This is a genomic window from Cupriavidus sp. FW216-B1 (assembly GCF_058789195.1).
Window position 1 is genome coordinate 41,443 of sequence record NZ_JBYTEL010000007.1, and the last position, 12,601, is coordinate 54,043.

The 12,601-nt window shown below is 70.0% G+C and carries 10 protein-coding genes; 5 read left to right on the forward strand and 5 right to left on the reverse strand.

Annotated elements, in window-relative coordinates; translation table 11 throughout:
- On the reverse strand, positions 1-2,037 hold the full coding sequence (locus AC3WXD_RS16740; RefSeq protein WP_492324212.1) for a phosphate transport regulator: 2,037 nt from the start codon (positions 2,035-2,037) through the stop codon (positions 1-3).
- 225 nt (positions 2,038-2,262) lie between these two features.
- On the opposite strand from AC3WXD_RS16740, the gene AC3WXD_RS16745 reads away from it, so the two are divergent.
- Positions 2,263-2,538 (forward strand): DUF3562 domain-containing protein, encoded by a 276-nt coding sequence (locus tag AC3WXD_RS16745; RefSeq protein ID WP_155888135.1) that lies wholly within the window; start codon positions 2,263-2,265, stop codon positions 2,536-2,538.
- Between the two features lie 14 nt (positions 2,539-2,552).
- Here the strand turns inward: AC3WXD_RS16745 and AC3WXD_RS16750 are convergent, their stop codons facing one another.
- The 3 genes from AC3WXD_RS16750 to nfsB form a co-directional block, all read right to left on the reverse strand.
- Complete coding sequence (locus AC3WXD_RS16750; protein WP_492324213.1) at positions 2,553-4,460, reverse strand: di-heme oxidoreductase family protein; 1,908 nt, start codon at positions 4,458-4,460, stop codon at positions 2,553-2,555.
- Positions 4,461-4,762: 302 nt separating this feature from the next.
- Entirely contained in the window at positions 4,763-5,722 is a 960-nt protein-coding gene (locus AC3WXD_RS16755; protein ID WP_492324214.1) for a glycosyl hydrolase, read from the reverse strand.
- Between the two features lie 666 nt (positions 5,723-6,388).
- Positions 6,389-7,042 carry an oxygen-insensitive NAD(P)H nitroreductase gene (gene nfsB / locus AC3WXD_RS16760; RefSeq protein ID WP_020203955.1) on the reverse strand — a complete coding sequence of 218 codons (654 nt, stop codon included), beginning with the start codon at positions 7,040-7,042 and terminating at the stop codon, positions 6,389-6,391.
- A gap of 128 nt (positions 7,043-7,170) precedes the next feature.
- Between nfsB and AC3WXD_RS16765 the strand changes: the two genes are divergently transcribed.
- Positions 7,171-8,043, forward strand: a complete 873-nt coding sequence (locus AC3WXD_RS16765; protein WP_492324215.1) for a LysR substrate-binding domain-containing protein — start codon at positions 7,171-7,173, stop codon at positions 8,041-8,043.
- Between the two features lie 43 nt (positions 8,044-8,086).
- On the opposite strand, the gene AC3WXD_RS16770 is transcribed toward AC3WXD_RS16765, so the two are convergent.
- On the reverse strand, positions 8,087-8,821 hold the full coding sequence (locus tag AC3WXD_RS16770; RefSeq protein ID WP_029043811.1) for a GntR family transcriptional regulator: 735 nt from the start codon (positions 8,819-8,821) through the stop codon (positions 8,087-8,089).
- A gap of 171 nt (positions 8,822-8,992) precedes the next feature.
- On the opposite strand from AC3WXD_RS16770, the gene AC3WXD_RS16775 reads away from it, so the two are divergent.
- The 3 genes from AC3WXD_RS16775 (at position 8,993) to AC3WXD_RS16785 (ending at position 12,579) form a co-directional block, all read left to right on the forward strand.
- On the forward strand, positions 8,993-10,213 hold the full coding sequence (locus tag AC3WXD_RS16775; RefSeq protein ID WP_020203952.1) for a pyridoxal-phosphate-dependent aminotransferase family protein: 1,221 nt from the start codon (positions 8,993-8,995) through the stop codon (positions 10,211-10,213).
- 292 nt (positions 10,214-10,505) lie between these two features.
- Positions 10,506-11,780 (forward strand): MFS transporter, encoded by a 1,275-nt coding sequence (locus AC3WXD_RS16780; protein ID WP_059412330.1) that lies wholly within the window; start codon positions 10,506-10,508, stop codon positions 11,778-11,780.
- 10 nt (positions 11,781-11,790) lie between these two features.
- Entirely contained in the window at positions 11,791-12,579 is a 789-nt protein-coding gene (locus tag AC3WXD_RS16785; protein ID WP_492324216.1) for a 2-keto-4-pentenoate hydratase, read from the forward strand.
- Positions 12,580-12,601: the final 22 nt, after the last annotated feature.

Sequence of the window (12,601 nt, forward strand, 5' to 3'; positions counted from 1 at the left end):
TCATCCCTGGGCTCCGGCCTGGCCGAAGGCCACGTCGCGCAGCGCATAGCCGGCCACCAGCAGGCGGTCGGACGCCAGTTCCAGCGCGATGGCCAGGTCGTTGGCCAGCATCAGCGCGCCGGCGTCGCGGATCGCGGCCAGGATCGCGCGGCGGGCGGCACGCAGCAGCTCGTCGCACTCGCGTTCGGCGCGCAGCACGTTCCATGACGCGGCGAGGAAGGCGTCGCCGTCGGCGGCATCGCTGCCGGCGCCCAGTTGCCGCGCGATGGCCAGCGCCTTGACGTGTTCCTGCGTCGCCGAGAGCACGGTCTGCGCCAGCTTGCCGAGCAGGTGGCGGATGTCGGCGTTCCAGCCCTGGTGGTGGTCCTCGGCGATCAGGCTCATCAGGAACGCGGCTTCCTCGAGCGCATCGGCGATGTCGTCGGACAGTTCCAGCAGGCGCGCCGCGGGCTGCCAGCGGCGCTGGCGCCGGGCGTGGTCCCGCGCGCGCATCACGAGGTGGTCGGCCTGGCGCTCCCACACTTTGGCGCGCGCCGCCAGGCTATGGGCGGCTTTACCGGCCTCGCCGGCGGCCTCGCGCTCCGCCTTGCCGGACGGCGCGACCACGTCGTGCGCCAGCCCGTCGCTGACGGCCTGCGCCAGCGCCTGGCAATAGGCCGCGTGTTCTTCGATGAGGTCGAACTCGCTGCCGTGCTGGCGCATGCGCCGGGCCAGCAGCATGCGGGTTTCGTCGGCGACCAGCGCCAGCGGCTGGCCGGCCAGCAGCGCCCGGCTGGCCTGGCACAGCACCTCGACCAGGAAGGCGCGGGCGTCGGGCGGGCCGAGCACGGCGTCGAGGCGGTCGCCGATGCGGAACGCATCTTCGCCCGCGGCCTGCATGGCGGCGAACACGATCTGTTCGCCGCCGGCCTTGAGCCACGCCATGTGGCCGGCGTCGCAGCGCGCCACCTCGCGCAGGATGTCGATCGCCTCCGCCTTGCCGACGAAGGGCAGCAGGCGCTTGCGCGCGCGGTTCCAGTCGATCAGGAACACGATGCGCGAGCCGATGCCTTCGAGCGCATCGTCGAGCGCCGCCGTGCCCGCGCATTCGAAGCGCGCGGTGCCGAAGGTGTAGGCCCGCCCTTCGTTGAGCGCGGCATCGGCCTTCGACTGCGTCTCGGTCCACTGCGCGCCGAACGGGGCCAGCAGCGCCTGGAAGAAGGCGAAGCGGGCGCGGTGCAGGTCCGAGTAGTGCAGCGTGATCGTGGTGCCCTCGACCTGCAGCACCAGCACGTGGGCGTCGTTGGTGCCGATGTCGTTCTGCAGCAGCAGCCGCGCGCCGTCGCGCGTGGCGGCCGTGTCGAGCCCGGGATGGTCGAACTTCAGCGGCGCGGTGCGGTTCAGGCCGCGCATGAACGCCGTCACCCGCGCGCGGTCCGCCGGCAGCAGTTGCCACACGTGGGCACCGTCGACCACCTCGCCGGACAAGGTGCCGGCGAGGTGGTTGAGCTGCTTGTGCAGATCCATCACCAGCAGGTGCAGGCTGTCGTCGTCCTCGCCGGGCGCGCCGTCATGCCTGTGCTTGTCCGCGCGCTTGCCGCTGGTCAGCGCGCGCAGTTGGCCGTTGCGCAGCGTCTCGCCGCCCGGCTGCTCCGCCGCGGGCGCGCCGAGCGTGCCGAGCCAGCCGCTCCAGTGCCTGACCCGTTCGCGCAGGTCGTCGCCGGTGTCGGGCACTTCGAGCAGCGGCCGCGCCATCACGCCGAGGTCCTCCGCCAGGTGCCGCGCCAGGCGCTGCAGCCCGGGCATCAGGAGCGCGCCTTCGACCCGCGACGCGGCCGCCGGCAGCTCGCGCAGCCAGCGGCCCTCGATGCCGGCCGCCGCCGCTTCCCGGCCGAAGTCCGGCGGCTCGGTGGCGGGCTGCTCCGCGTGGGCGGCGGCGGCCTGCAGGACCGTCAGGTACAGTTTGAGGCGGTCATTCGCGGCAAGCGCGGCGTGGATCCACGCGGGGAGCAGCAGCGTGCTCTTTCCCATAGCGGCGACGGCATCGGATTTTTGCATGCGGGCCTCTGGCTCGATTGTCGATGCGGCAGAGTCTGGGCAGCGGAAATGACCGTTTTGCGACAAACGGAAAGGACCGGCACCAATGCTTGAGACAAGTCAAAGGCCGGCGCGAATCTTTCCGCCGGCGCTGGCGCGCCGGTCATATGCTGTACATGGATACGGGTCCGCGCATGGCGCCGGTTCCCGTCACTTGCTTCATTCCCGCTGGACCGCCGGAGAGCGATGATGTCCGTTCACAAACTCAGACAACCCGACCAGAAGGGCCTCGTCGCCTTGCTGGCAGCGAAAGCCCACATGCCGGTGGATGACGTCGAGCAGCTCTACGAACATGAGCGCGCCGAGCTGGCGGTGGACGCGCACATCACGTCGTTCCTGCACATCTTCGCCATCCGCAACGTGGAGAAGATCCTGCGCCGGCGGGCGGGCGAGAAGACCGCCTTGCGCGAGGGCGGTCGCGCGCCGCAGCCGGCCGGGCGGGACCGCCGCGCCGGCGCCTGAGCGCGGCCAGGCCGCTACAGCGACTGCAGGAAGGCGACTACCGCGGCGCGGTCTTCCTTCGGCAGCGCCTCGAAGCGGGCGCGGCTGTCGTCCGCCTCGCCGCCGTGCCACAGGATCGCCTCGGTCAGCGTGCGGGCGCGGCCGTCGTGCAGCAGCCGCACGTTCTGCTCGCCGCCCTGGACGAAGCGCAGCGAGCCCACGCCCCACAGCGGCGCGGTGCGCCACAGGTTCGGCGTGGCGCGGCCTTCGCTCAGGGTGTCGGCCAGGCCCGGGCCCATGTCGTGCAGCAGCAGGTCGCTGTACGGGTGGATGGTCTGGTCGCGCAGCTCGGCGAACGGGTGCGTGTTGCCGGTCTTCAGCGTCGGCGTGTGGCAGGCCACGCAGCGCGCCTGCACGAACAGCGTGCCGCCGCGCGCGATCTGCGGCGGGTCGACGTCGTGCTCGGGCGACACCCGCACGCCGTCCGGGAAGCCGCTGCGCAGGCTGCGCTGGGCCGGCACGCCGATCAGCGAGAGGTAGTGCGTGAGGCGCTGCAGGTCGGTCTCGGAGACCGAGGTGGCCGCGGCGGCGCGGCAGTCGGCGGCCTCGCGCTGGCAGCCGCGCGAGGGGAACACCGGCGAGGTCACGCCCATGTCCTTGATCAGCGCGTCGCCGACCTGCTGCCGTATGCTGGCCTTGGTCGCCTTCCAGCCGAAGCGGCCGAGATGGGTCTTGCCGGTCTCGGGATCGGCGACCCAGTTGGGGATGCCGCGCACGCCGTCGCCGTTCCTGTCGTCCGGGTCGGCCAGCGCCAGGATGGTGGGCTCCGCCACCGCCTCGAGCAGCCCCATGCCGATGACCTGCGGCGCCTGGCGCGCCGAGAACTGCGCCGGCACCGGCCCCTTGAACGCATAGGACGGCTTGACCAGCGCCACCGTCTCGCCGCCGGACAGGGTGCGCGCGGTGGTCTCGTAGGATGCCACGCTGACGCCGTAGTCGGGCGCGCCCGGGTCCTGCGCGTGCTGCTGCACGTTCAGGCCGTAGGTCGGGTCGGCCTTGCCGCCGGCGGCGACGAGCATCGACATGGTGTCCAGCCGCGCGCCGATGGCCGGCGCCAGGCTGCGGCCGTTCTGCGTGTGGCACTCGATGCAGCGCGGCTGGTTGTAGCGCGGGCCGAGCTGGCCGATGTGCTCGGCAAACACCGGGTTGTCGGCGTCGTGCTCGGAGTGCTTGCCGTCGGCGAACGAGGTGTGGAACAGCCGGCGCCCCTCGACGAAGCGCTGGGTGTTGACGATGCCGATATTGTTGGCCATCTGCTGGAACACCCGCATCGGCTCCTCGGAGTAGTTGTACGAGATGCTGGCGTCGCCGCCGAGCAGCGTCTCGGCCGGCAGCGGCGCGGAGTCGAGATTGGGCGCGATGCCGTACCACGGCCGCATGCCCACGCCGACCACGTAGAGCTGCTCGAACGAGTAGTAGCGGCTGCCGCCGCCATCCACCACCGGGTCGCGCTTGAGCCGCGGCGCCGGCGCCAGCTCGATCGGGTCGCCGATCTTCAGCGCGCTGTGCGGGTCGGTGCGCCAGTTGGAGTCCACCACGATCATGCAGTCTTCGCGCGGCTGGCCCTCGCGGCAGATGGGCTGGCCGCCTTCCTTCGGGTTGTTGAAGCCGTAGTTGAGCGCCCAGCCGTAGTCGCGCACGGTCGGGTCGAGCACGTTGCGGAACAGGCTGAAGGTGGTGCCGTCGAAGACGCCCTGGTTGACGTGCAGGTAGATCTCGATGCGCTGGCGGCCGGCGGGCACGCCGTCGCGGATCTCCAGGCCGAAGGTGCGGTTCTGGAAATAGAAGGTGGGGAAGGTGAGGTAGCGGCCGGGGCCGGCGTCGGGCGCGTCCCAGGCCTCGCCGCGCTCGCGCGCGTGGCGCTCGGTCGGGCGCGAGCCCATCAGCGTGACCAGCGTGCCGTCCGCCTCGCGGTACTGGATCTGCTCGTTGACCGGCGTGCCGGGCGCGAACAGCGGCGCGTAGGCGGCGGTGTCGGCGGGCGCGGCGGCGGCCGGCGCGCCCCCCGCCCCCCCCCCCCCCGCCGCAGGCGGCCAGCGCGGCCAGTGCCAGCACGGCGGCGAACGGTGCCGCCGCGCGCGGCGCGAGGCCGGTGCCGGCGTGGCCGGACCGGCGGGAGGGGGCGTGGATTGGCATGGTTGTCTGGCTCGGTGGCTCGGTGGTGCGGCGGCATGCGCCGGCGCGGTCAGTGGAACGGCAGCGATACGTAGAACGAGCCGAGCTCGGAGAGCTGGCCATCGGCGCCGAGCAGGCTGGTGAAGTGGGTGTCGTTGTCCTCGCGGCCGGTGAACCACGCATAGCGGAACACGTCGGCGCGGTCTTCGCAGATGGCCACCATGTCCGCCATCTGCGCCTTCTGTTTGGCCACCGAATCGATCTGCGCGCCGTCGGCCTGGCTGTGCCAGTTGGCGAACTCCGTGACCCAGAACGCCTTGCCGTATTTCGCGAGCCGGTCGAGCTGGCCGGCGAGGCCGTAGTCGTACCAGTGGAAGGCCAGGTAGTCGATGCGCGGGTCGCGGCCGCCGTTGGCGGCGCGGTAGGCATCGTAGAACGCGTCGAGCCACGCGACCGGGTCGGCATAACCGGGCATCGTGCCCCAGTTCATGGCGGGGCCGACGATCTGCACGCCGGTGCGCGCGGCGATGCCCTCGAACACCGGCCAGCGCTGCGCCGCCTGCAGCGGCGTGAGATTGGACTGGTCGGCGAGGTTGGGCTCGTTCATCACCAGCAGGTAGCGCACGCCGGGATTGGCCGCGAGGAAGGCCTCCACCTCGGCGGTGTCCTCGGTGCCGTTCCACATCATCGGCAGGAAGTCCATCGCGTAGCGCGCGCGATAGTCCGCCGGCACGCCGGCATTGCGCCGCGGGCTCCAGTTGTACCACCAGCTCACGCCGGGCGACAGCGCGGCGAGATCGGCCGGCGACGCGAGGTCGTAGGCAATGCCGCGCTTCGCGCTCTTCGGCACGGCCGGCGCGGACGGGTCCGGCGTGGCGGGAGCGGTGGGCGCGTTGGGGGCGGGCGATCCGGGCGCGGCGGGCACGCCGGCGGCTGGAGCTGCGGCGGGCGCGTCTTCGCCGCCGCCGCCGCACCCCAGCAGGGCAGCGGAAAGCGCCAGCGCGAGAAACAGGCCTTTCGGCAAGGTCATGTCGTCACCGTGGGTTGCATGCCGGCGCACGCGCGCCGGCCTTGTGTCTTGATGGATTGCGGTTTCCGGAAACCCGGAAAGACGGATTCCGGAAATCCGGAATGCCGGGCGATGCGCAAGCGGTAAAGAACCGGTCATTCCCGCATTGGGAAAGACGGGCCATGATCAGGGAAATTCGGCAGGGGGATTATCGTCGCAATGTGCGGAAAAATTGAACCGCATGGCATCGATCGGCGGTGAATTTCCGCTTGGCGTCGTTTCCATGCGACGCCGGTCCACGCGGCAATGCCGCATTCCGGCCCGGTGGCAGCGGGCATGCGCTGGATGCCAAAGCGCCGGAAAGCGCGTCCGGTCTGGTTTTCGGCGGATTGCCGCGGTCCGCGGCGGTGGTGGTATTGCAATGCACCTGTATTAACAATCAATACAAAGCAAGACAAAGCAGCGGCGGCGGGAAAAGCGGCGGCGCGAATTAAAGAGGCGCCTTTTCAATGAGGCTATTTCTGCAGGGGAAAGGCTGGCGGGAATTTCGCCGAACGAATCAAAAAATAATTAAAGACTGATATAAGGCATGGCGTAAGCGGATGCCGCCGCCCGCATGCCGGCGCAGCGCCGGCCGCAACGCAGGCGCGCGGCGGCACGGCGTCGTTCGATCGGGGTACGCGGCGCTCAGATGAACGACAGCACGGTCTGCGCGGGCAGCCGCGACTTCGGCAGCTTGGCGTTGAAGTCCTTGTCGCTGCGGTAGCCGAGCGCGACCAGCACGACGCTGGTGAAGCCCTTCTCGCGCAGGCCGAGCTCTTCGTCGAGCAGGCGGAAATCGAAGCCTTCCATCGGCGTGGCGTCCACGCCCAGCGTGGCGGCGCCGAACAGCAGCGTGCCCAGCGCGAGGTAGGTCTGCTTTTCCATCCAGTGCTGCAGGTCCTTCTGGTCGTAGCGGTGCAGGTTGACGTAGCCGAGCCGGCCCTTGCGCTGGCCGGCCTTGGCGTCGGGCAGCGGGAAGCGGCCGTCGCGCTCTTCCTGCTCGAGGATGTTTTCCAGGTGCGCGTCGGGGATGCCGGTGCGCGCGCACAGCACGATCACGTGCGAGGCGTCGAGCGCCTTGCGCTCGTTGTAGGCAAAGCCGCCATGCAGGCCCTTGGCGACGCGCGCCTTGCCTTCGGGCGTGCCGGCCACCACGAAGTGCCACGGCTGCGAGTTCACGGAGGACGGGCTGTGGCGCAGCATCGTGAGCAGGTCGTCGATGGTTTCCTGCGGGACGCGGCGCTCCGGGTCGAAGGCCTTGGTGGTGTAGCGGGTGCGGGCGATGGTCGAGAGTTTCATCTGGTGCTTGCTGGTTTTCGAGGGTGGTTCGGGAGCATCGGCGAGGATGGTATGCGCTTGCCTTTCATCAGGCAATCGAATACTTTTAATCCCAACAATCTGAAATTCGACTGAATCGACTCGATGCCATGCGCCCTGACCTGGACATAGACCTGCTGCGCGCCTTCGTCGCGGTGGCGGAGACGGGCGGCTTCACCGCCGCCGCCGAGGTGGTGCGCCGCTCGCAGTCGGCCGTCAGCCAGAAGATCCTGCGCCTGGAGGAGCTGCTCGGGCGCAAGCTGTTCCAGCGCACCAGCCGCGCGCTGAGCCTGACGCGCGAGGGCGAGCAACTGCTGGTGATGGCGCGCCGCATCCTGGAGCTCAACGACGTGGCGGTGCGCGCGCTGACCGATCCGCCGGCCGCCGGCAACCTGCGCCTGGGCATTGCCGAGGATTTCGTGCCGATGCAGCTTCCCGCGCTGCTGGCGCGTTTCCGGCGGCTCTACCCGGACATGCACCTGGAGCTGCGCACCGGCCTGAGCTGCGACCTGCTGGCCGCCTACGACGACGGCCGGCTCGACGTGGTGATCGCCAAGAAGGACGGCAGCGCCCAGCGCGGCCGCGTGATCTGGCGCGAGCCGCTGGTGTGGATGAGCGGCAAGGACAGCCCGCCGGACCCGGACAAGCCGGTGCCGCTGGTGCTGCTGCTGCCGCCGTGCACTTACCGCGAGGTGATGATCCGCTCGCTCGACGCGATCCGCCGCGAGTGGTATTCCTCGTGCACCTCGGCCAGCCTGATGGGCATCCAGGCCGCGGTCGCGGGCGGTCTCGGCGTGACGGTGCTGGGGCGTTCGTTCGCGCAGCCCGGCCTGCAGATCCTGCCGTCGGGCGATGCCTGGCCGACGCTGCCGATGACGGAGATCGTCATTCTCGGCGAGGAGTCCGCGCCGGCCGAGCTGGTGCGGCCGCTGATGTCGTTCCTGACGGACAGCCTGTCCGGGGCGATGGGCGCCGCGGCGTAGCGCGCGCGGGAACGCGGGGCCCGCCGCGCCGGCAGGCCCGGCTTCAGTCGTTGTGCGTCACCACGTCGCCGACCGGGTCGGGGTGGATCTGCATCACGGCGTCGCGCTTTTCCAGCAGGTGGCGCCGCAGGATGGCGCCGAGCAGCTTGCCGTCGCGCGCTTCCAGCGCCTTGATCATGTCCTCGTGGTCGTGCACGGCGCGGTCCCACTTGTCGGTCTGGTGGTTGGAGCGGAAGCGCAGTGCCTTCAGGCGGCGGTTGACCGACTGGTAGGTCTGCCGCAGCGCCGAATTGCGGGCTGCCTCGTTGATGCGGTCGTGGATCTCCTGGTTGCGGCTGTAGTAGCCGGGCAGGTCGTTCTGCACGCGGCAGGCCAGCATCGCGTAGTGCAGCGCCTTGATCTCGGCCAGCTCCGCCGGCGTGATGCGCTCGCAGGCCAGCTCGCCCGAGAACGCTTCCAGGCCGCTCATCAGCTCGAAGGTCTCCCACATCTCCGCCTCGGTCATGCGCGAGACGCTGGCGCCGCGGTGCGGCGAGATCTCGATCAGGCCCTCGGCGGCCAGCACCTTGAAGGCCTCGCGCAGCGGCGTGCGCGAGATGCCCAGGGTTTCGCACAGCTCGCGCTCGTTGAGCTTCATGCCCGGCGACAGCACGCCTTCCACGATGAACTTGCGCAGGTGCTCGACCACCATCTCGTGCAGCCGCTGCCGTTCCACCCTGGGCAGGATCGGGGCGGGACGGGGCACGCCGCTGTCGCCCGGATTTTGTGGATTTTGCATACAAAGTCCTTCCCTTTGCGTTTTCCGCATTTTACTGCATCTCATTGGCCGCAAGCGCCTCGCGGGTAAACACCGAGCCGCAGCGGCGATTCCGTCCTTGGATCGGGGCCGTTTCGTTGCTAAAGTATTTTGAATTCAAAATTCATGATTCAAACAAAGGAGGCACTGCCCATGATCAAGCTCGATTTCCACCCCGCCGGCCGCCACTTCCTGCAGATCCCGGGGCCGAGCCCGGTGCCGGACCGCATCCTGCGCGCGATGAGCTACCCGACCATCGATCACCGCGGGCCCGAGTTCGGCGCGCTGGGCCGCAAGGTGCTGGCCGACATCAAGAAGATCTTCAAGACGGAGCAGCCGGTCATCATCTATCCGGCTTCCGGCACCGGCGCCTGGGAAGCCGCGCTGACCAACACGCTGAGCCCCGGCGACGCCGTGCTGATGTTCGAGACCGGCCACTTCGCCACGCTGTGGAAGAAGATGGCCGAGGCGCTCGGCCTGAAGCCGGAATTCATCGGCCTGCCCGGCATCGAGGGCTGGCGCCACGGGGTGCGCGCCGACATGATCGAGGCGCGCCTGCGCGCCGACGGCGGCCATGCCATCAAGGCGGTGTGCGTGGTGCACAACGAGACCTCCACCGGCGTGACTTCGGACATCGCCGCGGTGCGCCGCGCCATCGACGCGGCCGGCCATCCGGCGCTGCTGCTGGTGGACACCATCTCCGGCCTGGCCTCGGCGGACTACCGCCATGACGAATGGGGCGTGGACGTGACCGTGTCGGGCTCGCAGAAGGGCCTGATGCTGCCGCCCGGCATCAGCTTCAACGCGCTCTCGGCCAAGGCCATCGCGGCCGGCAGGCAGGCCCGGCTGCCGCGCGCGTTCTGGGGCTGGGACGAGATCCTCGAGGCCAACAAGAACGGCTACTGGCCGTACACCCCCAACACCAACCTGCTCTACGGCCTGTCCGAGGCGCTCGACATGATCCTGGAAGAAGGCCTGGACCACGTGTTCGCGCGCCACCAGCGGCTGGCCGAGGCCACCCGCCGCGCGGTGCGGGCCTGGGGCCTGGAGATCCAGTGCGCCGATCCGGCGGTCTACAGCCCGGTGCTGACCGGCGTGATGATGCCCGAGGGCGTCGACGCCGACGCCGTGCGCAAGCGCATCTACGAACGCTTCGACATGTCGCTGGGCCAGGCGCTGGGCAAGATGCGCGGCAGGATGTTCCGCATCGGCCATCTCGGCGACTGCAACGACCTGACCCTGATGGCCACGCTGGCCGGCTGCGAGATGGGGCTGAAGCTCTCGGGCGTGCCGGTGGCCGCCAGCGGCGTGGCCGCGGCGATGGACTACTTGGTTTCGCTGGAGGACAAGCCGGCGCTCAAGGCGGCGGCCTGAGTTTCACAGGGAAGGCCGCGCCGCCGCGGCCTTCCCGCGCAGTGGCGGCGCTCGGCGGCAAATAGCGGCAAATAGCGGCGCATAGCAGCAAACAGCCGGACAGCAGTACGCACAGGCATGGCTTCACCCGCGCGGGCGAGGCCAGGGAGCGGTGTTGCCGATCGCAGCCCCGCCGCCTGCCGCGCGCGCGCAAGCCCGCCACAGAGCGGGCCCGGCACAGGAAACGCACAAGAGATGCAAAGCCGAGGCCCAGGCGGGCGCCGGGCAGGCAAAAAAAGACCGGAGACAAGCAATGAAGCGCTTTCGTGCCACCAGCATCGTGCTGGTGATGTTGTGCATCATGTATTTCATCACCTACCTGGACCGCGTCAACGTCAGCACCGCCGCGGCCGGCTTCGGCCAGGAGTTCCATCTCAACAAGACCGAGATCGGCCTGGTGTTCTCCGCCTTCGCCTATCCCTACCTCGTGTTCCAGATCATCGGCGGCTGGGTCAGCGACCGCTTCGGCGCGCGCCGCACGCTGATCGCCTGCGGCGTGCTGTGGGCCATCGCCACGCTGCTCACCGGCATGGCCGGCGGGCTGGTCTCGCTGCTGGCCGCGCGCCTGCTGCTGGGCCTCGGCGAAGGCGCGACCTTTCCCGCCGCCACCGCCGCGATGGCGCGCTGGGTGCCCAAGGACAAGCGCGGCTTTGCCCAGGGCATCACCCATGCCTGCGCGCGCGTCGGCAACGCGGTGGCGCCGGCGGCGGTGGTCGCCATCATGGCGGTCTACGGCTGGCGCGAATCGTTCTACCTCTGCGGCGCGATCAGCCTGGTCTGGGTGGCGCTGTGGGCGCTGACCTTCACCGAGCAGCCCAAGGACCATCCGCGCATCACGCCGGCCGAGCTCGAGACCCTGCCGGCGGCGCGCAGCAAGTCGCCCAACGTGCCGTGGCGCCGCCTGTTCCGGCGCATGGCGCCGGTGACGGTCGTCTACTTCTGCTACGGCTGGACGCTGTGGCTGTTCCTGAGCTGGATTCCGCAGTACTTCCTGCATAGCTACGACCTCGACCTGAAGAAGTCGGCGGTGTTCGCCTCCGCGGTGTTCTTCGCCGGCGTGCTCGGCGACACGCTTGGCGGGGTGGTGACCGACAAGCTCTACGAGCGCACCGGCAGCCTGAAGCGCGCGCGCAGCTGGATGGTGGCGGTCTGCATGCTGCTGACCATGATCTCGCTGCTGCCCATGCTGTTCACGCACCAGCTCTATGTCTCGATGGCCTGCCTGTCCGCCGGCTTCTTCTTCGCCGAGATGACCATCGGCCCGATGTGGGCGATCCCGATGGACATCGCGCCGGAATACTCCGGCACCGCCAGCGGCATGATGAACACCGGCTCGGCGCTGGCGGCGATCATCTCGCCGGTGCTGTCGGGCTACCTGATCGACCGCTTCGGCAGCTGGGAACTGCCCTTCATCGGCAGCATGCTGCTGATGGGCGTCGGCGTGGTGCTGGCCTTCCGCATGCAGCCCGAGAGCAAGTTCGAAGCCGATGCCGCCGGCGCGGCCAGTCCCACGCACCTGCATGCCTGAGCATCCCGCCATGCGTCATTCCGATCCACAACTTCATCCCCAACCGCAGCAGGAACTGGCCCGCCTGCTCGCGCGCGCCGGCGGCGACGGTCTTCACTTCGCCGATCTGCCGGCCGCGCTGCTGCCGCGGGACGCCGACGCGGCCTACGCCGTGCAGGCCGAAGTGCTGCGGCAGCGCGGCGCCGGCATCGGCGGCTGGAAGGTCGGCGCGAAGTCCGCCACCGGGCCGGTCCAGGGCGCGCCGCTGCCGGCCGACTGCGTGCATGCCAGCCCCGCCGCGTTGAAGTTGGGCAACTTCCGCCGGCCCGGCCTGGAGCTGGAGATCGCGTTCCGCTTCGGGCGGGTCTTCGCGCCCCGCGCCGCGCCCTATGCCGACGAGGAAGTGCTGGACGGCATCGAATACATGGCCGCCGCCATCGAAGTGGTGGCCAGCCGCTACCGCGAGTGGCCCGCGGTGGACAAGCTCGCGCAGCTGGCCGACCTGCAGAACCACGGCGCGCTGGTGGTCGGCGACTGCGTGCGCTACCAGCCCGGCTACCCGTTCCTGCATCCCGCGCTGTCCTTCACCTTCGGCGGCGCCGGGGTGGACGTGGTCGCGGGCGCGCCGGCCAATCCCGCCGGCGATCCGCGCCGCCTGCTGCCGTGGCTGGTGAACCACTGCACCGCGCGCGGCATCACGCTCGGCCACGGCACGCTGGTCACGACCGGCTCCTACACCGGCATGCATTTCCCGGCGCAGGCCGGCGTGGCGCTGGGCACCATCGCCGGGCTGCCGCCGGTCGCACTCACGCTCGGCTAGCCGGGCGCCGGATTCCACAAGC

Bases quoted from the DNA above. Each gene is read 5' to 3' on its own strand.
- AC3WXD_RS16750 (WP_492324213.1), bottom strand. From the start codon at position 4,460: ATGGGCTCGCGCCCGACCGAGCGCCACGCGCGCGAGCGCGGCGAGGCC.
- AC3WXD_RS16775 (WP_020203952.1), top strand. From the start codon at position 8,993: ATGATCAAGCTCGATTTCCACCCCGCCGGCCGCCACTTCCTGCAGATC.
- nfsB (WP_020203955.1), bottom strand. From the start codon at position 7,042: ATGAAACTCTCGACCATCGCCCGCACCCGCTACACCACCAAGGCCTTC.
- AC3WXD_RS16745 (WP_155888135.1), top strand. From the start codon at position 2,263: ATGATGTCCGTTCACAAACTCAGACAACCCGACCAGAAGGGCCTCGTC.
- AC3WXD_RS16765 (WP_492324215.1), top strand. From the start codon at position 7,171: ATGCGCCCTGACCTGGACATAGACCTGCTGCGCGCCTTCGTCGCGGTG.
- AC3WXD_RS16740 (WP_492324212.1), bottom strand. From the start codon at position 2,037: ATGCAAAAATCCGATGCCGTCGCCGCTATGGGAAAGAGCACGCTGCTG.
- AC3WXD_RS16755 (WP_492324214.1), bottom strand. From the start codon at position 5,722: ATGACCTTGCCGAAAGGCCTGTTTCTCGCGCTGGCGCTTTCCGCTGCC.
- AC3WXD_RS16780 (WP_059412330.1), top strand. From the start codon at position 10,506: ATGAAGCGCTTTCGTGCCACCAGCATCGTGCTGGTGATGTTGTGCATC.
- AC3WXD_RS16785 (WP_492324216.1), top strand. From the start codon at position 11,791: ATGCGTCATTCCGATCCACAACTTCATCCCCAACCGCAGCAGGAACTG.
- AC3WXD_RS16770 (WP_029043811.1), bottom strand. From the start codon at position 8,821: ATGCAAAATCCACAAAATCCGGGCGACAGCGGCGTGCCCCGTCCCGCC.